This is a genomic window from Streptomyces sp. NPDC101393, assembly GCF_044767385.1.
Classification (GTDB): domain Bacteria; phylum Actinomycetota; class Actinomycetes; order Streptomycetales; family Streptomycetaceae; genus Streptomyces.
Genome location: NZ_JBIWNU010000018.1, coordinates 1 through 21,879, shown reverse-complemented (window position 1 = coordinate 21,879; position 21,879 = coordinate 1). Strand labels below are relative to the sequence as shown.

The following is a 21,879-nucleotide window of genomic DNA, read 5'->3' as shown; positions in this document are numbered from 1 at the left end:
GAGGTGGGGTTCAGGCGCCGGTGTAAACCGGAGTACGGCGCTCGATCAGGGCGTTGATCCCTTCGGTGGCGTCGGCAGTCGCGAAGAGCCGTGGGCCCACCTCACCGCGCAGGCTGGCGGCGGACGCGGCGATCGGTTCGCGAACGGCCGCGCGGGCATCGGCGAGAGTGGCCTGGACGGCGAGGGGTGCCTGGTGGGCGATGCGGTGGGCGAGTGCCGTCGCACGGTCGAACTGTTCGCCGGGCCGGACGACTTCCTGGACGACGCCCATGCGCCACGCCTCTTGAGCGTCGAACTGGTCGCCGGTCAGCAGGTAGCGCATCGCGTTGCCCCAGCCGGCACGGTGCGGCAGCCTGACCGTGGCACCGCCCAGCGCGACGATGCCGCGGGTGACCTCCTGCTGGCCGAAGAGGGTGTCAGCCGCGGCGACACACAGATCGGCGTTGAGTACGAGTTCCAGACCTGCCGTGAAACAGCGCCCGTGGACGGCGACCACGACGGGCTTCGTGGCCGGCTCCCCGTACATGCCCCAGGGGTCGCGGCCGGTGTCCGGGATGAGCCCCTCGCCGCCGGTCGCCAGGCGTGGGGCGAGCGAGGCCAGGTCGAGTCCGCCGGTGAAATGGGGGCCATTGCTGCGGACGACCGCCACACGCAGGGTGGGGTCGTCGGACAGCCGGGCGTAGGCATGAGACAGACCCTCGATCATGTCGGCGTCTATCGCGTTGGCCTTCTCCGGCCGGTTGAGGGTGATGGTGAGCACCGCGCCTTCCTGGCCGACGAGCACCTTGTCGGCGGCAGCGGCAGCGGTGGGAGCGGGGTTTCTTGTCGAGGACATGGGCTTACCGTAGGAAGGGCAACGGTAGCGATTGCGACATCGGACGGAGCGTTTGCGACATGCATATCGGAGTGGTGGCGCTCCCCGGTTGCTGGGACTCGGGGCTGACCACCGTCCTGGATGTCCTGCGGACCGCGAACGCCGCCCGCAAGCAGGTCGACCGGGAGATCCCCGCCATCACCGCGGTGACGGTGGCTCCCGGGCGCGATCCGGTGCCGACCGCAGGGGGGCTGCTCGTACCGGTCGCCCGCACCCTGGACGACTGTGTGGCCACAACCGACCTGGACCTGCTGCTGGTACCCGCGCTCGCCGCGGAGAGCCCCGCCACGATGGTGGACGCTCTGATGCGCACCGAAGTACGGGCGCTGCGCACGGCCTTGCTCGACTGGTCCGCCTTCGGTCGTGAACTCGCCGCGGCGTGCACGGGCACCTTCGTTCTTGCCGAGGCCGGGCTGCTCGACGACCGGCAGGCCACGACCAGCTGGTGGCTGTGGGATCTCTTCCGCCGGCGCTATCCCCGGGTCGGACTGGACGTGTCGCGCATGGTGGTCCGGGACGGCTCCGTCGCCACCGCCGGTGCGGCCTTCGCCCATATCGATCTGGCGATGAGCCTGGTGGCGAGGGTCAGTCCGCAGCTCGCCCACGTCACCGCGACCGCCCTGCTCATCGACGAGCGTCCCGCGGGCAGCGTCACCTCGGTCACCGGCCACCTCGCCGAGAACGACCAGTTGGTCAATGACTTCGAGAGCTGGGTACGGTCCCATCTCCAGCAGGACTTCGCAGTGGCGGACGCCGCGCTGGCCCTCGGCACCACCCGCCGGACCCTGGAGCGGCGGGTGCGGGAGCGCCTCAACACCACCCCGTACGGCTTGGTGCGCAGGCTGCGCGCCGAGCGGGCCGGTCACCTGCGCCGGACGACCGATCTCACGATGACGGACATCGCCCGGCTGGTCGGATATCGCAACGCCTCCTCGCTCCGAGCCCTGCTCAGGGCCGAGTTGGAGAGCCCGGACGGAGCGTGACGGGGCGGCGAGGTCGCATCCGGTGCCCGGTGACCGGGCCTGCGGTGATCGTCATGTCCCGCCTCTCATCCGCTCCTCTGCCCCCTTCCCCCGACCGACGGCACTTCCCCGCCTCCGCTGTTGACGTCAGCGCAGCACCAGCAGGACGGCCAACGCGATCAGCAGGGAGTCGACCCGGTCCAACAGGCCGCCGGAGCCGGGCAGCCAGCGGCCGGCGTCCTTGGTCTGCGTGCCCCGTTTGACCATCGATTCGAAGAGATCGCCGGCCGGACCGCCGACCGCCACCGCCGTCGCCATCGGCAGGCTCCACGAGGACAGCAGGGCGAGCACGCCCACACCGGTCGCGGCCCCCGCCAGGGTTCCGCTCCACCGCTTGGCCGGTGAGAGCGGTGACAGCCGTGGCCCTCCCAGCCGCCGGCCCGCGAAGTACGCCACGATGTCCGCGACCGAAACCGCCATGAAGAGAGCGAGCGCGTCGGCCCCGAGCGGCACCAGCGAGGCCAGCAACCCGAGCCAGCCGAGCCCCAACAGCCCCGCACCGGCCCGGCGCAGTCCCTTTTCGGCGTCGCCGGCCAGCAGCGGCACCGCGGCGACCGCGAGTGCCCCGGCGCCGACCACCCGGGGCAGCTGCCCCGGCATCAGCCAGGCGGCCAGGACCACGCAGACCACCGCCGCGGCCAGCACGGCCCGGTCCGGCCGTCCAAGCCGCAGCAGCGCGCAGAATTCCACGGTCGCCACCACGCCCGCCGCCGCGGCGAGGGCCGCGGTGCCGGGTCGGCCCAGCCAGAACGCACCGGTGACCAGCGGCACCCCGACCGCCCAGGCGCACCACCGGATCCACAGCTCGCGCTTTCGGGACGCGGCCACCGCGATGCCGCCGAGCACGAGCCCCCCACCCAGGAAGGGCGCCAGGCGGGCCACAGTGATCACCGGCCGCTCCTGGCGACCGACCCGCCCCACGGCGCCGTCGAGGGTGTGCGACCCGGGGGCCGCAGCGCGTCGAGCGCGTCGGTGTACGCGGCCACGATGCGCGTGTTCTCCTCGGTGTCCCTGACGGCGATCCGTACGCAGCGCCCTTCGTAACCGGGCGAGAGCGGCGACAGGTCCCGAAGGTAGACATCGCGACCGCGGCACTCGTGGACCAGCTGGGCGGCGCTCGGTCCGTAGCGGGGCAGGGTCACGGTGAGGTGGTTGGCCACGGACTCGTCGATCTCGGCAGAGCCGTCCGCAGCGGCCAGGCCGTCGGCAAGGCGGCGGCGCAAGGTGTGCGTGCGGTCCCAGCAGCCGGCGTAGTAGCCGGGGTCGCGCAGCGCCGCCACCGCGGCCATCTGCGCCGGCAGGCTGACGGCCCAGGGAGGTGTCCAGCGGCGCAGGTGAGCCGCCGTGTCCGGTTCGGCCACCAGGAAGGCGGCCCGCACGCCGGACAGCGCGTACATCTTGGACAGCGAACTGCAGACCACCACCCGCGGGTCCGCGGCAGCCAGCTCGGCCAGCGACTCCGCCATGCCGACGTAGCCCAGGTAGGCCTCGTCGATCCACCACCGGGTGCTGCCCGGGGTTGCGGCGATCACCCGGCGCAGTTCCGCGGCCGGCAGGTGCCGTCCGGTGGGGTTGTTCGGGTTGACCACTACCACCAGGTCGTAGGTGCCGGCACGGGTGCACGCGGCGAGCCGGTCCGGATCGATGCGCCAGCCGTCTTCCCGGCGCAGCCGGAAGCGGTCCACCCGGCACCCGATCACGTCCTCGGTGACATGTGCGTACTCGCCGTAGCCCGGGTCGATGAGCAGCACCCTGCTCCGGGGGGTCAGCCACCGGCCGAACGCCCGGAAGATGAGATCGGACGAACCTGCGCCCACCGCGAGAGTCTCCGCCGGGAGGGACCGGGCCGTGGAGATCTCGGCCAGCAGCCCCTCGGCACCGGTGGGCGGAGACGTCCGCGATATCCATTCCAGGTCTTCCGCGAGCAGGGCACGGACACCGGGGGCCGGCGGGAACCAGGCATCCAGGACATCTGCCGCCACGATCCGGTGGCGGCGGCCCAGATCACGGAAGTCCGCGCCGATGGCGGTGAAGGAGGCGCCGCCGTGCTCGCATCCATCCGGCCGCGGAGCGAATGCCGCGTCCAGATGCCAGTCCACACCGCTCCCCATACGCCGCACCGTGGGGCCGTAACGGTCCAGAGTGGCCCTCGTCAGGTCTTTCACCGCGCCGGTCAGTACCTCGAAGGTCACCGCGCCGCACCGCACGGTGTGACCGGTCGGCTGCAGGCCGGCGGCCGTATACATGGCGAGGAGCTCGGTGCGGCCCATGGCCACCACCCGGCGGCCACCCCGGGCGGCGATCCAGCGCAGCGCCGCGTACATCAGCAGTGGCGCCGCCATGGTGTTCCGCCGGTGCGGTTCGACGGTGAGAAGACGAACCTCGAACAGGTCCTCCTCCGCCAGCAGCGGCAACTCCTCGCGAGTCAGGTACTTGTCCAGCCCGTACCGGCCCACCCAGGGCGGGGTGATGCTGATACAGCCGATCCGGTCCTCGCCGCGCGCCACGACGAGGTAGACGTTCTCCCCGTCCAGCCCGTCCCGCAGCCGTCCTTCCGGAACCGGGGCATGCTGGCCGAGTTCCTGCGCGTACACCCGGTGCCGCACCTCATGGATCCAGTCGGCATCCTCCGGAGTGGCAGCACGCAGCTGCAGAGCACGTTCCACAAGCAACCTTTCGCTGTGACGGGCGGCGGCCGCGCCGGATACCGGAAACGGCGCGCAGGAGGGTCCGCCCTCGCCGCCCGGCCATGGTGCGGCACGCGGCTCGGCCGCGCCTGAGTAGTCGTACTCAGACGCGGACCGGCCGTCGCCCGGCCGGGGCCGCTCGTCACTCCGGCGCAGTCGGCCCGCGCAGGGGAGGTCACCCGGTCCGCGCAGGGGAGGTCACCCGGCCTGCGCCGGGGAGGCGGTCACCCCTGGGCGAGCGCCTTCAGCTCGTCGTAGGAGCCGTTGAACCAGTTCTGGTCGCCGGGGAACGTACCGGAGTCGGCGTACTGCCAGAAGGTGTGGGCGGACCAGCCGGCCGGAAGGGTGCCGGGGGACGCGGCATACCGGGCGACCCACAGTGGGTTGGTCGCGCCGAAGCTGGTGTCGCCTCCGGTGCAGCGGGTCCACCAGTCGCTGGTGGTGTAGAGGGCGGGGGCGCGTCCGGTGCGGTCCTTCACCGTGTCGCTGAACTCCCTGATCCAGGACACCATGTCGGCCTGCCCGCGGCCGTAACAGGCGTCCGGACCGTACGGGTTGTGCTCCAGGTCGAGAGCAGGCGGCAGCGTCCGCCCGTCCGCCGTCCAGTTCCCGCCGTGGTCGACGAAGTGCGCGGCCTGCTCCGCCGCACCTGAGGTGTCGGGGCGGGCGAAGTGGTACGCGCCGCGGATCATGCCGATGTCGTAGGCGCCCTGGAACTGCTCCGGGAAGGTGGGGCTCTGGAAGGTGGTCCCCTCGGTGGCCTTGACGTAGACCCAACGTGCGCCGTTGGCCCAAGCGCCCTGCCAGTCGACGGTGCCCTGGTAGCGGCTCACGTCCATCCCGGGGACCTGGTCGGCGCCGGCTGCGGGTCCGGTGCCGTGGTCGGGGGCCGCGGCGTGTGCGGCCGACGGCGAGGCGAGCAGTGTCGCGGTGACGGTGGCAGTGGCGAGAGTGGTGAGCAGAGCCGTGTGCAGGGCACGGCGAGGCCGCCGAAATGGAGACAGGGGCATGTGGGGATGCCTTCCGGTGGTGTGATCCGAGGACGGTGTGTGGGGTGCAGCCCATGGGAGGCGAAGTGCCGTGACAACCAGGGCTGTTGAGTCCTTGCTGTGTTGATCGAGAGTGAACATAGGTGGTGTGGTGCGCCGTTGGCCAGGCCTACGGACCGATCGGACACCTATCCGGTGGAGGCCGCGCGGAGACCACCACAATTCCCTTGCGCAGAAGGCACATTGAGTAGTCGATACCCATGCCCGGTGCCGTGCGTCCGGTCCTAATGGGGTCCTCGGCGCGGCGGAACGCGGTGTGTGTTTCGGGACGGTGGCGGCCCACAAGGCGGTGACGTCCCGCCGCCGCGCCGCATCGTGGACCGAGGCGGGCGCGGCATCCGAACGCGCCGCCGAGAGCAATGGAGACAACCATGTACCGGTCTGGACTGATCAGGACGGCGGTGGCAGTGGCCGCCTCGTCCGTGTGCCTGGTGAGCGGCACCGCGGGGGCGTGGGCGCAGCCTGGCGCACCCACCGCGCCGTCCGGGGCGCAGCCCACGCGGGCGGACGCCGTGCAGGACGCGAAGCAGGCGGCGGCGCGGAGCCTGCGGGAGGCGTACGCCGCCGGCCAGGCCAAGGGCGAGATGGCGGGCACGCTGACCTCGGCGAACGAGGTGAGCCTGGACCGTCTGCCGATCCGGTCCACCAGCGGGTTCCATGCGTCGGTGGAGTCGTCCAACAGCGCGATCCTCGCTGCCAAGGGGCTGCCCGCCTCGACGGGCAATGTCCTGCAGGTGCGGCTCGCCAACCCGCAGGCGCGCGCCGCGCTGGCCAGGGGCGTGCAGCCGCTGATCGCCGCGGAGCCCTCCGACCGGCAGGCCACCTCGCTGACCGCTTACCGGCCCGACGGCACCGAGGTGAAGCTCGGGGCCACCGCGCCCGCGGACGTCCCGGTGCTGATCGTGAGCACCGACGGCGACCGCATCGTGGCGGCCGGCACGAAGGTGATGGCCGAGGGCTTCAAGGCCGCCCGGCGGCAGGCAGGTACCGACTCCCGCGGGGACCTCTCCGCCCTGAAGCCGAAGACCGATGCGGCGGCCCACGCCGCCTCACGTACCGTACCGATGCCCCCGCCGGCCGACCGCAAGAAGCCGTCGGTACCCATGTCCGGCACCGCCCACCCGTCCGACGCGCCGCAGGGCAAGAACGTCACCCGCATCAACAACGTCCAGTTGCTCAAGAGCAACGAGGAGACGTTCTGGAAGGGCGGTGCCGAGGCCTTCGCGGTCGTCAGCGGCTGGGACCACAACGACAAGGCATTCGCCGAGCCGACCCTCCAGATGCCCTACCTCGACTCGACGGGCGTCGACTACCACCCGAACCAGAACCTCATCGACTGGAGCCACTTCGGCTACGACTCCGCCGACCTGGTCTTCATGGAGGAGGACGACGGCACCAACTACAAGGACCTCGCCAAAGCGATCGTCGACGCACTGCTGACGGTCACCGGCTACGGCACCAACGGCATCCCGCTCGCCAACACCATCATGGACGCCATTCCCGACAAGTGGTGGACGGATGACACCGACGAGCTGGACCAGGTGTACTCGGTCAGCCACGCCGCCATCGACACCGCACAGCACTCCGGCGCCGCCGGACTGACGTACTCCGGCGCCGGCAACAACATCTCCATCGGGCTGAGCAACGCCTTCATCCCGAAGACCTGAGAGGGGATTCCGGCAGGCCCGGAGCCGCTCCGCCAAGGAAGGCCCGCCGCATTTTCGCGGCGGGCCTTCCGGGCTGCTGGGCGGGCGTAGCCTCGCGCACTCCGCCGCTGATGTGACTGTCAGTCGGCGTCGGAAGCTTGCGCTTCGTCGGCCTCTTGCGCCTGCTCGCCGGCCTCTCGCGCCTGGTTGATGATCTCTTGCAGGGTCCCTACGTGGCTCTCCAGGGCCGTCCGGCCGGCCGGTGCAAGGTTGATCCAGGTGCGGCCCCGCTTGCCTACGTATCCGCGACGGACCTTGACGTAGTGGCAGTCGATCAGCTTGGTGACCTGCTTCGACAACGCCGAATCGGACAGGCCGACCGTGTCGCGGACGAAGGCGAACTCCGCCCACCGCGCCGTGCTCAGCAGAGACAGGATCGACAACCGCGTCGGGTCGACCAAGAGGGGATCGATGAAGCCCGCGGTCACTACACCCCTCGTTTCGAGGTCACCTTGAACAGCCATGCCCGGAACCGCGATTCGACCGGAGCCAGGACAGTGGTCACCGCAATCAGGAGCAGGACTCCCATGGTGTGCCAGTAGGGCACGTGGTCGTCCAGGTAGGCGGTGTGGGGGGTGATGCTGAAGTAGCCGATGGCCATCAGAAGAGCGGTCACGGCGAGCATTCCCAGAATGTACGCCGGTGGTCGGTTGCGTACCCCGGTCGTGCGATAGCCGAGCAGAGCAGCTCCGCGCGGACTTCTGGAAATGATCAGATGGGCCCAGGACGCGGCGGCCAGCGCCAGCAGGGGAGTCGTGCCGGGGTCGTCGAACAGGTCGTAGCAGGCGCCGTACGCCAGTCCTGTCGCGGCGAAAGTGATCTTCAGCCTCAGCGGTTCCTGGCGCGCCGCCAACGCGGCGCCCTGGTGTCCCCGTGCTTCCCGCAGAGCCAGAGCCGCCTGCTCCGGGCTCGGTTGATCCGTCATATGAGCTCCCGTATTCCGTAGGGACAAGCCCTTGCCTGACAGGAAAGTTACTACTCTCTTTCCCTTCGGGCAAGAGCTTTCCTCAGCGGGTGGACCGGTGTGGGGCACGTACCGCCGGCTTCGTGCCACTGGACCGGGACCCCGGGAAACGGTGGAGTGAAGGCCGCCTCCCACCAAGTGATCGAGAACGCGAAAAGTGCCTCTCAACTGTCACGATCGGACGTTCTGAGGTCCTGTACGCGACAGCGGAAGAGGCACTTCCCAGGCGAAGAACAGCCACGAGCCCTGTCCGCGTGGACGCATGTGCGTCGCGGACAGGGCTCGTGGGCCGGTCATCACCTGCGTGACGTTGTTCAACCGGAAGCTACGGATGGGCGGACGAGGCTCCCGGTGCGGTCGGTCAGGACAGGATCTCGATGTACCCGTCGGTTCCGTGCACGCGGATCCGCTGCCCGTCCCGGATCAGCCGGGTGGCCTGCTCCACACCCACGACGGCCGGCAAGCCGTACTCCCGGGCGATCACCGCGCCGTGGGTCATCAGGCCGCCCACCTCCGTCACCAGGCCCGCGATGCCGACGAACAGCGGCGACCAGCTCGGGTCCGTGAAGGTCGTGATCAGGATGTCGCCCGCTTCGAGATCGGCATCCGCCATGTCCAGGATGACGCGGGCCCGCCCCTCGATCGTCCCGGCGGAAACCGGCAGGCCGATCAGGGCGCCGGCCGGAACGTCGTCGCGCCGGTACGCCCCGGTGACGGCCTCACCATCCGAGGTGAGCACCCGCGGCGGAGTGAGCGCGTGGTACGACCGGAACGCGTCCTTGCGCTGCTGGATGAGCCGTTCATCCACCTGGTGCGAGCCCACGACGTCGCGCAGTTCCTGGAACGTGAGGTAGAAGAGATCCTCCTTCTCCGGAAGCACGCCTGCCTGCACGAGGCGCTCGGCCTCCTCCAACAGGGCCTGCTTGTAGACGAAGTAGCGGCTGACGATGCCGTACTTCGGGTACTCCCGGTACCCGATGAAGGTTCTGACCCGGTCGATCATCCGCTTGGCCTCGTCGGCCTTCCGGTCCCCGTCCGGCAGAGCCCGCAAGCGTGACAGCACCTCCTGTTCCTTCTTCTGCGCCTTCTGCCGCCCTTGCTCGAAGCGCCGCTCGGCGGCGCCCGGCTCGAAGTTCCTGACGTTGTCGAGGATCACGGGCACGAGCGTGGTGGGGCGCTCGCGCCAACGGGGCCTGGTGATGTCGATCTCGCCGACGCAGCGCATGCCGTACCTGTCGAGATAGGCCTCGATGGCGTCGCGCGCTTCGGCCCCACCCGCGAGCTTCGGCAGCTCGTCCAGGAAGTCTGTTGAATCGACGTATTCGACGTCCTCGACGCCCTGCAGGAACTCCACCACCTCCGACTGCGGGCGGATCACGTCCGCGACGTCGAGCAGCGCCAGCCCCATCTCCGACGTGATGTTGTCCGGGGCGGACAGGGTCAGCGTGTCAGCCGCGTTCTTCTCGCCCAGCCACTCCTGCAGCTTGTCGTTGAGCCACCATGTGGCCTCCATCCCTGCCATGATCACCTGAAGGTTCAGCGGATCACTGAGAACTCGTTTGTGCTCCTCGAAAGCCTCCAGCAGGAAGTCGAACAGCGCCGGTCCGCTCTTCTTCCCGATGTCGCGCCGCAGAGCGGCGATCGACGCCTCGCTGCGCTCGATCAGCCCGGTGACGATCGCCGGATCGGTCTCGATCGGGGCGGGCGCGCCGCCGACCGGCGGCCCGCCGGGACTCGCGTCCGGGAGCGACGGGACGAAGTCGCCGTGGTCGAGGACGGTCTCCAGAGCGTCCCTGACCAGCGGATCGCCCCTCCCCATGATGTCCAGGAGGCCGGCGCGACTCGTGGGCGAGCCCAGGCGCCGGGTGACGTCGACGAACAGCCTCCCGCCGGCCTCATGCATCGGCACCATGGCCGTCAGCTGCCACATGGAGAACCCCAGGGGCTTCATGGGGTCGGTCATCATCTGCTGATGACCCACGGAGACGTAGACGTGATTCTCCTGGTCATCGGTCTCGGGGATGGGGAACAGCGTCGTGATCGGCCGACTCTGGACGATCTGGAAGTCATCATCGTCCAGGCACCATTCGATGTCCTGCGGGCGGCCGAAGTGCGCTTCGATCCGCCGCCCGAGCTGCACGAGCCGCAGGACCTGCGCATCCGTCAGCGCCGGCTGCTCCTGCCGCTGCGAGTCGATCGCCACTTCCTGCGTGCCGCCGGCCGCCAGGGCCTGAACGGCACGCTGTTTGGCGGCGATCGCCTTGGCGACGACTTCGCCGTCGCGCACCTTGTAGACGTCCGGGTTCACCAGGCCCGAGACCAGGGCCTCACCGAGGCCGAAGCCGGCATCCACGGTGGCGACCTTCCGGTTGCCCGTGACGGGGTCGGCCGTGAACAAGATGCCTGCCGCATGCGGGAAGACCATCTGCTGCACGACCACGGCCATGTGGACCGTACGGTGGTCGATGCCGTTCCGCTGGCGGTAGGTCACGGCCCGCTCGGTGAACAGCGAGGCCCAGCACCGGCTCACGTGCTGGAGGATCGCCGCCGGCCCCACGACGTTCAGGTACGTGTCCTGCTGGCCGGCGAAGGAAGCCGTCGGCAGGTCCTCAGCCGTCGCGCTGGATCGGACGGCGTAAGCCGCCTGCTCGCCGAGCCCGGCGAGCGCGCGGGTGATCGCCGCCGCGAGATCGTCCGGGAGGGCGATCCCTTCGATGGTCCGGCGAATCTGCGCGCTGAGCGTGCGGATCGCCTCCCGGTCGTCCGGGTCCCATCGCGACAGCTGATCGAGCAGATCGCCCATCGACGGCGCCGCCGCCATGACTCGCCGGAACGCGTCCGTCGTCACGCAAAAGCCACCCGGCACGCGGATGCCGTCGATGTGCGACAGCCCGCCCAGGTGCGCGCCCTTGCCGCCAACGACCGCGACCTGCGTCCCGTCAACCTCTTCAAGATCCCGCACGTACTGCTCGATCATCGCGCTACCTCCGAGGCAGTCGTGTCCTGTCCCACGGCGCCGACCGATTGCATCATCGGCGCCTCCAACCCTGTCGAAGCTCTTGTCGCGCACGTCCTCATCCCTGTCCCCGATTCCCTTCCCCCCGGCGGGCCGGCCGGCCGCTCCGCCCAGCCGCGCGGCGCGCACCCCCGCACTTCCGCTCCGAGCGCCCGCAACCGGACTGCCGGCCCCACCACTGATTCGACGCCACCGCGTCCCCCATATGTCGGCAACACACGCACGTCGTGCCCCCCGTTTCCGCAGGCTGTGGCACCGGCCGATGATTCTGCGCCATGACCGGGGCCTTGCCGCAAGCCCCCCAACGCGCTATAAATTAAGAGTGGCAAGGAGAGTGCTCTCCTTGCCTTTACTCTTTGCCGTCCGCTGGGACTGGCCAGCTCTCGCGAAGCGGGGGCGGGCGGAGGCGGCCGACCACGTACGGATACGCGTCGTTGGCCCAGACGCATATCCCCTCGGCCCGGCCTACGGATGCAGCCGCGGACCAACCAGAAGTTCCTTCCCATGTCGGCAGGCCCGAACACCGTCGGGCACGCCGCCAGTGGCGTCGGTCATGGCCTTCCAGCGGTGATGAGCGGCTTGTAGGGATAGTTCTCGGGCGTGAAGATCAGGGCATAGTCCTTGCCTGCCCCGGTGGCGACCTCGCGCAGGCGCGCCAGGACAACGGCCTCGGTGGGTAGGTCAATGCCGAGAGCAGCGGCCGCAAGGTTCCGCTGAGCGGCCAGGTCGGGCATGTCTTCCAGGTACTCGGCAGCGAGCTCAGTGCTCTCCTGTGCGGTGAACGCTTGGCAGTCACGCCACCAGGGCGCGACCAGCAAGAGCTGCAGGAGCTCCGTCAGACCGATCGCGACCAGAGCCGCGCCGCCCTCGGAGTCCGCGTAGAGGACCGGGCATTCCTCGCCACCATCGCCGCAGAAGAAGTACGTCCCGCCGGCACCGTCCCCGGCAAAACCCTGCAACGCCGCGCCCGACGCTGGGTGAACCTCTCCGACGCGGTCGCCTCGATCGGGGTCGAAGTCGCCCGGCCAGGCCGGATGGCCGGCAGCGCCATCGCCTTCGCGGATGAGAATGAGAGGGATCGCACGTGAGGCACCCTGGCGACGAGCCCGGCGGCCGCGCCTCCTCGCGCGTCGGCTGAGCGGGGCGAGGGTGGGGCCTGCAGGTCCTTCAAGCTACTTGGACCGGTCGTATCGACTGCCCAAGGACCATCGCCACATTCGCGTGTAGCAGCGCGCGAGGCGCCGGGGAGGAGTGCCCCGGGGGCGTCCCCCTGTGCGGGGAGTATCGTCACGCGGCCCATGCGGCAGGCGGCAACAGTGTGTTCCCCGCCCGCCGCAGAAGGGGCCCCGTACCGCGCTCCACTGATCCTGCGCGACGCCCGCTCCCTCGTATCCGACTCATATCCGACGCGTATCCGAGAGCACTGCTGTGGACAGTGGACGCCACACACCTGTCTTTGCGTTGCCGGGAGCCTCGCCTGCCGGCCGTCCGGATGCCGGCAGGCGGCTGACGGTCAGGCTTCGGTGGCCACGGCTTCCACTGAAGCTGTGGCCGGGGCGTCGGCTGTGGCGCCACCGGTGGCGGTGCTGGAGTAGAACACAGCTGATCCCTGCCTGCTGAGGTATGCGCGGTTCTGTCCGACGAGCGAATTCAGTGCCGTCCGCACGGTGCTCTCCGGCCCCTTCTGGTCGGGGTGCTTTTCTTCCAGAAGCTTCGTTACCTCTGCCGCGGATCGGGGCTGCTCATCGAGCAGTTCGAAGATCCGGTCCGTGCGCGTACGTCGCGCCTGGGGGGCCTTCGCCGCCTTCTTGGAGCTCCTTGCCTTCTTTGCCGGAGCGGTTTTGGTGGGCCTGGCCTTCGTGGACTTGGCCTTCGTCGGCGAGGTGTTCGCGCGTCGCGCCTGAGGCACCAGGGCGTGCTCCGTGTCCGCAGGAGGGGGATCGGCCTGCTCAACTGACGGGGTCTGTGCTTCCTCGGCCGGCTGAGGGAGGGCCTGCTTGAGGTCTTCGAGCTTGGACTTGAGGCTCTGCAACTGCTCGATTTTCGCAGTTACGCGCTGCAGCTCAGTATCCACCTGCGCAGCGAATGGTGAGTCCGACATGGTTCCGCTCCTCTATCGCCTGACGGTGATTGCTGGGGATGGTACCCATCTCTGAGCAATGGCCATGGCCTGCGGACATATTTCGAGGAAGTACCTTGCTGGATGTCAGTTAGGGCTATGGGCCCGGCTGGGACATGCGGGTGACCTCAAGTCTGCGCCTGAGGGGTGTGAGTTTTCTGAATACCGTCAGAGCTGGGCGCGGTTGGAGGTATGTGCGGATTCTGGCGGGCTGTCCGTACGACGCCGTCGGCGGAGGTGAGGGCGGCCGTCCGTCACTGAAATCTGGGTATGGGACCCAGCCGGCCGCCCCTGGCTGATCTTGTCAGGCCCCACCCTCTAGCGTGCGAGGAATGGCGGACTGACTCCGTTCGTGAGGAGGAAAGGCCTCTGCAATGGTCCGGAGGCCATGGGCCTCGGGACACGCTGACGCGTTCACGAGGTACCCGGTCGAGGGCAGTTCCTCGTCCTGCCCCGTGGAGGAGGACGAGGACACGTTCGCGGCCCCTCAGTCGAGACAGAACTCGTTGCCCTCGATGTCCCGCATCCCGAGACACGACTCGTCGTATTCATCGGCAAGCAGTAGTCGATCGCGTACCGCGCCGAGCGCGACCAGTCGTGCGCACTCGGCCTCAAGTGCGGCTACGCGCTCTTCACCCACGAGCCCGGTGCCGACGCGCACGTCAAGATGCACCCGATTCTTGACGACCTTGCCTTCGGGAACGCGCTGGAAGTACAGCCGCGGGCCCACACCTTCGGGATCCATGCAGACGAACCCTGCACCCTGGCGCTCAGGCGGCAGCGAACGATCAAAATCGCCCCAACTGGCAAACCCCTCCGGTGGCGGCGGCACGACGTACCCCAAGACCTCGCACCAGAAGCGAGCGACGCGCTCAGGTTCTGCGCAGTCGAAGGTGACTTGGACCTGCCTGATCGATGCCATCGGGCCACCATAGCGGCGCGTGTTGTTGGGCGAGACCCTGTTTCTGCCGCGGGGGCGAGGTCTCGCCTGGCATGAGTTGGTGACGTGTTGGGCCTGGCCGGCAGGCGCGCTGCCGATGCTGCCCAGCACCGGTCTGTCGCGGCGTACCCGCGTGTAGTCGCCCCTTGTTGCAGGAGTCCTAGACGCCCGTCCTGGATCCGCCTTCGCTGCGGTCCCTCGTGCTGCCGACGCGTGAACGGCTCAGAGGTCATCAGGACTGGCGCCGCGACCTCGTTACGACGCGATGGGGACATTCGTGGCGCGGGTCAGGTGGTGGGAGTGGGCCAGGGGACGTCGCTTTCGACGGCGGCGGTGTAGTCGACGCCGGGGACGGAGAAGCCGTAGAGGCGGCGGACTTCGTTGCTGAACCAGTCGAGGTCCGCGAGTTCGGTGATGGTGTCGCTCGCGGCGGCGCTCCAGCGTTCGGCGATGGCTGTCTGCACGGCGGGGTCGAGTTCCCAGGTATCGAGACGGACCCGGCCCTCGTCGTCGAGGTCGAGGGGGCGGACGCCGGTCAGCTGGTCCCACAGCTCCACCAGTTGACCGATCGGGGCCACCATCGCGTCGCCGAGGACACCACGCAGCAGCCCGACGTACAGGGCGATGCCGGGGATGGCGGTGGAGGACTGGGTGACGGCAGCGGCGTTGACGGAGGTCACGGCCCGGCCGCCCACGGTCTTACCGAGGCGCTCGTTCAACGCGCCTGCGGTGGTTTCCAGATGGGACTTCGCGGCGCCGATGGTGCCCTGCCGGTAGATCGCCGCGGTGAGTGGCGAGCCGATGTAGGACAGGGCGGCAGTGGCGAAGCCCTCGGCGAGCAGGGATCGGTCGGCCAGGAAGGTGATCCACCGTTCCCAGTCGGCGCCGCCCATCACCGCCACGGTCTGCTCGATGTCGTCGTCCTCGGCGGGCGCGGTGGTGACCTCCTTCACCTCCGGGGCACCGTCCTCGTCGAAGACGAGGGTCTTGGTGGTGTGCGGCGAGCCGATCGGCTTGAGGGCCGAGGCGTACACGGTGCCGGTGTCCGGGTCGGTACGGCGAGGTGCGGCCACCGAGTAGATCAGGTAGTCGAGTTGTCCCCCGAACCGCTCGGTGAGCAGGTCGGCAACCTGCTCCTTCACCGTGTCGCTGAATGCATCGCCATTGAGGAAGACCATGTCCCGCCCGTGCTGTTGGGCGAGCCGGGCGGTGGCGGCGGTGCGATACCAGCCGGCTGTGCCGGTGCGCCGCGCGGGCGCCTTCTCGAAGCACACGCCGATCCCACGGATGCCGACACGGGCCAGGCCCGCGATCGTAGCGGCCAGGCCATAGCCGGCGGACGAGCCGATGACCAGAGCCACCGGTCCTTCGCCCCCCGGCGGGGACCGGTGCGGGGACGGCCTGCCACATCTCGTCCACCAGCTGTCGACAGCCGCCAGGATGGGAGTCGAGGAACAGGAAGCCCCGGCTCTTGGGCGCAATGACGCGTTCGCTCACGATGTGGTCCCAGGTGTCGTCACGGACAAGGACGCGGAGGCCGCAGCCCGCTCCCCTCGGTCTTGCGCCGGTGGCGGGCCCTGTCCCGTCCCGTTCGTCCCGTTCCCCATGGCCAGGCCATCAGGGTTACAGGCACCGGGACATGGGCCCGCCAAGGACTATGAGCTCGTCCAGGCCAGGAACGCCAGGCTGAGCGACGGGCGGACATCGGGCGGGACGGGCGCGCCTCGCTGGTGTGGGGGTGGGTCAGGCGGTGCGGAGCGCGGGGTCGCTGGTGCCGGGCCGGCCTGTCTCGACGTGGCCGGCGAGCCTGCGCAGGTAGGTGTTGTCGCTGTCGGAGTGCACGCGCAGGTCGTACCAGCGCTTGCTGTGGCCGAGGTCGACCCATCGGGTCTGCCGGGCACCCGCCTCGATGGTGACCTTGTTGCTCTTGCCGCCGTAGGCGTTGGTGATGGTGAGGTGGCAGGCGGTTTTGGCGGGGTTGCTGATGTTGAGTTTGATGCGGCCGGTGGGTTCGTCGTGGTGGCCGGTGACTTCCGGACTCGGGGTCGCGGCGTCGCCCTTGTAGGTACGCAGGTAGCCGTTGGGGCCGTGCACGGTCAGGTGGTACGTGCCGTCGGAGGGGCCGGTGCTCCAGGTGTCGGAGATCTTCTTGCCCGCTTCGGCGGTGTAGGTCCAGGGACCGTCGTCACGGTTGCCGGAGGTGACGAGGAAACAGGCTCCGGTTTCGTCACCCGGGGTGAAGGTGAGCTTGATGTTGCCGCTGGACGGTTTGACGGCCGCGGTGGTGAGGGGTGTGTAGGGAAGGGGCCGGGTGGGCCTGGTGCCCTTTTCCTGCTTGGGCAGGGCCGGGGCCGCCGGCGGGGAGTGGGTATAGCTGCTGTGCCGCTCCTTGTCCGGCGGCTCGTAGGCGTCGGTGCTGGGCAGCGGTGCGTGCTTGGTGTGTTTGAGGCTGAAGTCGAAGGCTGAGGTCAGGTCACCGCAGATCGCGCGGCGCCAGGGGGAGATATGCGGTTCGTGGACGCCGAAGCGGCGTTCCATGAACTGGATGATGGAGGTGTGGTCGAAGACCTCGGAGCAGACGTAGCCACCGGTCGACCACGGGGAGACGACGAGGGTGGGGACCCGCATGCCGAGCCCGTAGGGGCCCGCGCTGTAGCTGCTGTCGCCGGGGAAGAGGTCGAGCTCGGTGTCGACGGTGGACGCTCCCCAGGAGGAGTCGGCCGGCGGGTAGGGCGGGGGTACGTGGTCGAAGTAGCCGTCGTTCTCGTCGTAGGTGATGAAAAGGGCGGTCCTGCTCCAGACCTCGGGGTTGGACGTCAGCGCGTCCAGGACCTGGGAGATATACCAAGCGCCGTAATTCGCGGGCCAGTTGGGGTGCTCGCAGAACGCTTCCGGGGCGGCGACCCAGGAAATCTTCGGCAGGGTTCCGGCCTTGACATCTGCCCGGAGGTCATCGAGAAGATGGCCGCTCTTCTTGATGTTCGTTCCCTTGCACGCCTTCTCGTAAAGGGGGTCGCCGGGCTTGGCGTTGCGGAACTTGTTGAAGAACATCAAGGAGTTGTCGGCGTAGTTTCCGCGGTAGGCGTCCTCCAGGGCGCCCCAGAGCCCGTCCTCGGTCAGGCCGTCGCCGGTGTCCTGATAGACCTTCCACGAAACCCCGGCCTTCTCCAGGCGCTCGGGATAGGTGGTCCAGTCGTAGCCGGCTTCTTCGTTGCCGAGTACCGGTCCGCCGCCCTTGCCGTCGTTTCCGACGTGACCGCTGTAGAGGTAGTAGCGGTTGGGGTCGGTGGCTCCCATGAAGGAGCAGTGGTAGGAGTCGCAGACCGTGAAGGCGTCGGCCAGCGCGTAGTGGAACGGTATGTCTTCCCTGGTCAGGTGAGCCATCGTTCCGGCGCTCTTGGCGGATATCCAGTCGTCGTACTTGCCCTTGTTCCATGCCTGATGACCGGTTTCCCAGTCGTGGTCCAGCCCGGCGATGAATTGCATTCCCAGATCGTCGGCGTCCGGGTGGTACGGGAGGACTTCCTCGCCACCACCGGACTGATGCCATACGGATTTTCCGCTCTCCAGCGTCAGCGGCCGGGGGTCACCGAATCCCCGGACGCCCTTGAGGGTGCCGAAGTAGTGGTCGAAGGAGCGGTTCTCCTGCATGAGCACCACGATGTGCTCGACATCCTGGATCGATCCGGACCGGCCGGAGGCGGGGATGCCGGCGGCGCGCATGATGCTGGCGGACAGAGCCGCGACGCCGGCGGTGCCGCCCGCTACCTGGAGGAAGCGGCGGCGGTTGAATTCAGGCATGGAGCTGTACCTCTGAAGCGTGGGGGAGAGGGTCGGTCACCGTAATCCGGCCCGCCCTTGAGACGTCAAATAGTGCGAAGGAATGGTGAAGGGCCGGAGATATTTTCTCTTCGGAAGCAACGTGGAGTGCCTTTGCGGCCTCGCTCCCTACCGAAGAGTAAGGGCGGGGTAGGTGTTCTGCTGTCCTGCGGCTGAGGAAGGCGTGGGTGCCGGTGCCGGTGCCGGTGCCGGTGCCCTTCGCTGCTGCCCAGCCTCCTGTGACAACGTGGCATCAACAACGATCTTCGATTGCTGGGAAGTTCATGCCCTTCGTACGTGCGCCCTTCGGCCGGCGCAGCCTGCTCTTGATACTCGGCTCGTCTCTCCTGTGCATCCTGTTGGCGGTGGTGGTCACGCAAGCTGTCGTCGGCGGAGAGTCCAAGGGAGGCGCCGACGGCACGGGAAGCGGAAGTGGCGGAGGAAAGGGGAGGGCGGGCTCCGCGCCCACCGCCGCCGAACCGCTGGAGGGGAAGGCGGGGGTCTCGGCGCGGCGGCCGCTGCAGAAGGAGCCCGGGCTCTACCCGCGGGCGATCCGGTTGCAGCACAGCGGAGACGCCAACGGCCGCATCCTGACCTCGAACGTCACCTTCCGGAGCAAGGACGGGGTCGGCGTCATCCACGAGAGCTCTGACAACGGGAAGACGTTCCGCGAGGTCGGTTCGGTAACCGACCCTGAGGGTGCCGGCGGCAAGGGGCTGTGCTGCACCACGCTGTACGAACTGCCGCAGCGGATCGGTGACATGCCCGCGGGGACACTGCTGTGGGCGGATTCGCCGGGCCAGACCGAGATGCCCCGCACGATGTCGATCCGCGTCTTCAAGAGCACCGACCACGGACGCTCCTGGTCGCCCCTGTCGATCGCCGCGACCGCCGGGAACGAAGGGGGCCTGTGGGAGCCGGAGTTCTCCATCGACGCGCAGGGCAACCTCGTGTGCCACTATTCGGACGAGACCGACCCGAAGCACAGTCAGAAGCTGATGGCCGTACGCACCTCGGACGGCAGGAACTGGAACGGGCGGCACGCCACCGTCGAGAGCGTCCAGGAGCCGGACCGGCCGGGGATGGCCGTCGTGCGGAAGATGCCGGACGGCTCGTACGTCATGGTCTACGAGATCTGCACGCCCGGCGGGAAGTACGCGTGCGTCGTGCACACCCGTACCTCCGAGGACGGCTGGGAGTGGGGCAGGCCGTCGGACCTCGGGACACGTCCGGAGACCGCCGACGGCCACTACTTCGCCCACGCGCCGACGCTGGCGTGGGCTCCCGAGAGCGGCAACCCGCAGGGCAAGCTGATGCTGATCGGGCAGGTGACGCGCGACCGGGACGGCAAGCCGAGTCTCGGCGGCGAACGGACGCTCTGGACCAACAGCAAGGGCGGGGAGGGCGCGTGGCAGTCCAAGCGCGCTCCGGTGACGGTGAACTCCGGTAAGGAGGACTCCTGCGCGAACTACAGCAGCGCGCTGCTGCCGACAGCCGACGGGAAGAATGTGCTGGAGATCGCCACCGACACCGTGGGCGGCCGCTGCAAGCCCTTCTACGCGCAGGGCCCTGCCTGAGGCAGGCACGAGCAGATGGTGCCCTTCTGCGCTGGGGCGAAGAACCTTGTCGAGGGGTTCTGTCGGTCCAGGCGGAAGGCGCCTTCTGCGTGCGGGTATCGAGCACACGAGCTGCGCGATCGGCTCGTTCCTCCGGCGGGCGCAGAATGCGGCGGCGCGGGGGCCCTTGCATAGGCTGGCCGTCTCATTTGACGCACCGCGACGAGGATCAGCCCATGCCCAGCAGGACCAGGATCCGCCTGATCGAACCCACCGACGCCGCCCCGATCGCCGCGCATCGGAGCCCGCTATGACCTCAGCGAAGATGCGTCCACGGAGACGGCGATGATCTTCGGCGAGGTCTACCGGCACGGCGGTGAGTGGACGTTCCGTGCCGTTGGCCCGGAATCGGCGGCAGGGCTGCGAGGCATCGCTCTAGACTTCGGGTCAATGTTTCGTAAAGTCAGGTACGTCGCGGGGGAGCCGCGTACAAAACGATGGGGTAGCCAGTGCTTTTGAAAACGTTCGGCTGGTCGTTCGCGGTGACCGTGCTCGGCCTGGTCGCGGCGGTGTTCTACGGGGGGTGGACCGGCTTCGGGATCGTGGCGATCCTGTCCGTCCTCGAGATCTCGGTGTCCTTCGACAACGCCGTGGTCAACGCCGCGATCCTGAAGAAGATGAATGCCTTCTGGCAGAAGATCTTCCTCACCCTCGGCGTCCTGATAGCCGTGTTCGGCATGCGTCTCGTCTTCCCCGTCGCCATCGTGGCCATCAGTGCCAAGATCGGCCCGATCGAGGCCGTCGACCTGGCGATGACCGACAAGGACATGTACAAGCAACTGGTGACCGACGCTCACCCGTCGATCGCCGCGTTCGGTGGCATCTTCCTGCTGATGATCTTCCTCGACTTCATCTTCGAGGACCGTGACATCAAGTGGCTCGGGTGGCTTGAGCGTCCTCTCGCCAAGCTCGGCAAGGTCGACATGCTGTCGGTCTGCATCGCCTTGATCGTTCTGCTCGTCACCTCGATGACGTTCGCGGTCAACGCCCACCAGCACGGCGGTGCGCACGTCGACAAGGCCGAGACCGTGTTGATCTCGGGCGTTGCCGGTCTGATCACGTACCTGATCGTCGGTGGCCTCTCCGGCTACTTCGAGAACAAGCTCGAGGAGGGGGAGGAGCGCGAGCACGAGGCCGAGGAAGAGGCCAAGAAGAGCGGCAAGAAGGTCCCTGCGGTTGTGATGGCCGGCAAGGCCGCCTTCTTCATGTTCCTCTACCTGGAGGTCCTGGACGCGTCGTTCTCCTTCGACGGCGTCATCGGCGCCTTCGCGATCACCAACGACATCGTCCTGATGGCGCTCGGCCTCGGCATCGGCGCGATGTACGTCCGCTCGCTCACGGTCTACCTGGTCCGCCAGGGCACCCTGGACGACTACGTCTACCTTGAGCACGGCGCGCACTACGCGATCGGCGCCCTCGCCGTGATCCTGCTCATCACCATCCAGTACGAGATCCACGAGGTCATCACGGGTCTCGTCGGCGTCGTCCTGATCGCCTGGTCCTTCATCTCCTCCGTCCAGCGCAACCGCAGGCTGGCGGCGGCCGAGGGGACGGACGCGGGGTCCAACGAGAAGGTTGAGGTCTCCTCCGGCGTCTGAGCCGGGCCTCCGTCGGCCCGGCTCAGACGCCGGGCCGCCGGCGCGGGGCCGCAGCGCCGCCGGCAAGCGGACGGTGTCCACCCCGACGTGCTCTGCTGACGCTACGTCAGGAACGGTTCTGCGTGCTCGCCGTACTGCCGCCGTGCCCCATGTCCTCGGGGCACGGCGGCGTAGTCGTGGCGGTCGCTGCGTGACGCGGCCTTGGGGAACGGCTCGACCGTCGTCGGGAGGCAGCAGCGGCTCCAGTCGGTCGGTGGCGGTGTGAGCGCCGGCTGGCGGCCGGTGCCGGCCTGGAGCCGCAGCTGCCGCCACCAACGTGACGGTGATTGCCGTGAGTCGCCTCAGGAACCGCGCTCTCCTGCGGGCTTGTGCGGTCAGCCCTTGCGGGTCTTGACCTCGTCGGTGAGGGCCGGGACGACGGCGAAGAGGTCGCCGACGACGCCGTAGTCGACGAGGTCGAAGATCGGGG

At 68.7% G+C, this 21,879-nt stretch carries 15 protein-coding genes and 2 pseudogenes; 5 read left to right on the top strand and 12 right to left on the bottom strand.

Annotated features, from left to right (window positions below):
* Positions 1–10: 10 nt before the first annotated feature.
* A complete protein-coding gene (locus tag ACIRQ7_RS35805) occupies positions 11–835 on the bottom strand; it encodes a crotonase/enoyl-CoA hydratase family protein (RefSeq protein ID WP_404266680.1) in 825 nt (274 codons plus the stop codon).
* Between the two features lie 59 nt (positions 836–894).
* Here ACIRQ7_RS35805 and ACIRQ7_RS35800 point away from each other — a divergent pair, with 59 nt between their 5' ends.
* Entirely contained in the window at positions 895–1,857 is a 963-nt protein-coding gene (locus tag ACIRQ7_RS35800) for a GlxA family transcriptional regulator (protein WP_404266679.1), read from the top strand.
* Between the two features lie 126 nt (positions 1,858–1,983).
* Here the strand turns inward: ACIRQ7_RS35800 and ACIRQ7_RS35795 are convergent, their stop codons facing one another.
* The 3 genes from ACIRQ7_RS35795 to ACIRQ7_RS35785 all read right to left on the bottom strand — a co-directional run bounded on the left by ACIRQ7_RS35795 (position 1,984) and on the right by ACIRQ7_RS35785 (position 5,593).
* Positions 1,984–2,787: a phosphatidate cytidylyltransferase gene (locus ACIRQ7_RS35795; RefSeq protein ID WP_404266678.1), complete on the bottom strand. Its 804-nt coding sequence runs from the start codon at positions 2,785–2,787 to the stop codon at positions 1,984–1,986.
* Complete coding sequence (locus ACIRQ7_RS35790) at positions 2,784–4,562, bottom strand: aminotransferase class I/II-fold pyridoxal phosphate-dependent enzyme (RefSeq protein ID WP_404266677.1); 1,779 nt, start codon at positions 4,560–4,562, stop codon at positions 2,784–2,786. Before ACIRQ7_RS35790 ends, ACIRQ7_RS35795 begins: the two co-directional genes overlap by 4 nt.
* A gap of 245 nt (positions 4,563–4,807) precedes the next feature.
* Positions 4,808–5,593, bottom strand: coding sequence for a lysozyme (locus ACIRQ7_RS35785; protein ID WP_404266676.1), 786 nt, complete (start codon positions 5,591–5,593; stop codon positions 4,808–4,810).
* Between the two features lie 410 nt (positions 5,594–6,003).
* Here ACIRQ7_RS35785 and ACIRQ7_RS35780 point away from each other — a divergent pair, with 410 nt between their 5' ends.
* Positions 6,004–7,299 carry a DUF3103 family protein gene (locus tag ACIRQ7_RS35780; protein ID WP_404266675.1) on the top strand — a complete coding sequence of 432 codons (1,296 nt, stop codon included), beginning with the start codon at positions 6,004–6,006 and terminating at the stop codon, positions 7,297–7,299.
* A gap of 119 nt (positions 7,300–7,418) precedes the next feature.
* Here ACIRQ7_RS35780 and ACIRQ7_RS35775 read toward each other — a convergent pair whose 3' ends face one another.
* The 8 genes and pseudogenes from ACIRQ7_RS35775 to ACIRQ7_RS35740 form a co-directional block, all read right to left on the bottom strand.
* Positions 7,419–7,766: a winged helix-turn-helix domain-containing protein gene (locus ACIRQ7_RS35775; protein WP_404266674.1), complete on the bottom strand. Its 348-nt coding sequence runs from the start codon at positions 7,764–7,766 to the stop codon at positions 7,419–7,421.
* A complete protein-coding gene (locus ACIRQ7_RS35770) occupies positions 7,766–8,263 on the bottom strand; it encodes a hypothetical protein (RefSeq protein WP_404266673.1) in 498 nt (165 codons plus the stop codon). The genes ACIRQ7_RS35775 and ACIRQ7_RS35770 overlap by 1 nt, the downstream gene beginning before the upstream one ends.
* 400 nt (positions 8,264–8,663) lie before the next feature.
* Positions 8,664–11,279: a rifamycin-inactivating phosphotransferase gene (rph, locus tag ACIRQ7_RS35765; RefSeq protein ID WP_404266700.1), complete on the bottom strand. Its 2,616-nt coding sequence runs from the start codon at positions 11,277–11,279 to the stop codon at positions 8,664–8,666.
* Between the two features lie 590 nt (positions 11,280–11,869).
* Positions 11,870–12,277, bottom strand: coding sequence for a hypothetical protein (locus ACIRQ7_RS35760; RefSeq protein WP_404266672.1), 408 nt, complete (start codon positions 12,275–12,277; stop codon positions 11,870–11,872).
* Between the two features lie 554 nt (positions 12,278–12,831).
* A complete protein-coding gene (locus ACIRQ7_RS35755; protein ID WP_404266671.1) occupies positions 12,832–13,419 on the bottom strand; it encodes a hypothetical protein in 588 nt (195 codons plus the stop codon).
* 505 nt (positions 13,420–13,924) lie between these two features.
* On the bottom strand, positions 13,925–14,359 hold the full coding sequence (locus ACIRQ7_RS35750; protein ID WP_404266670.1) for a VOC family protein: 435 nt from the start codon (positions 14,357–14,359) through the stop codon (positions 13,925–13,927).
* Positions 14,360–14,664: 305 nt separating this feature from the next.
* Positions 14,665–15,874: pseudogene (gene fabV / locus ACIRQ7_RS35745) on the bottom strand (enoyl-[acyl-carrier-protein] reductase FabV).
* Between the two features lie 246 nt (positions 15,875–16,120).
* Positions 16,121–18,178 carry a phosphocholine-specific phospholipase C gene (locus tag ACIRQ7_RS35740; RefSeq protein WP_404266669.1) on the bottom strand — a complete coding sequence of 686 codons (2,058 nt, stop codon included), beginning with the start codon at positions 18,176–18,178 and terminating at the stop codon, positions 16,121–16,123.
* 302 nt (positions 18,179–18,480) lie between these two features.
* On the opposite strand from ACIRQ7_RS35740, the gene ACIRQ7_RS35735 reads away from it, so the two are divergent.
* The 3 genes and pseudogenes from ACIRQ7_RS35735 (at position 18,481) to ACIRQ7_RS35725 (ending at position 21,410) form a co-directional block, all read left to right on the top strand.
* Positions 18,481–19,773, top strand: coding sequence for an exo-alpha-sialidase (locus ACIRQ7_RS35735; RefSeq protein WP_404266668.1), 1,293 nt, complete (start codon positions 18,481–18,483; stop codon positions 19,771–19,773).
* 282 nt (positions 19,774–20,055) lie between these two features.
* Positions 20,056–20,199, top strand: a pseudogene (locus ACIRQ7_RS35730) (TerD family protein); the annotation flags it as partial.
* 62 nt (positions 20,200–20,261) lie between these two features.
* Positions 20,262–21,410 (top strand): DUF475 domain-containing protein, encoded by a 1,149-nt coding sequence (locus tag ACIRQ7_RS35725; protein ID WP_404266667.1) that lies wholly within the window; start codon positions 20,262–20,264, stop codon positions 21,408–21,410.
* The last annotated feature ends 469 nt before the right edge of the window (positions 21,411–21,879 follow it).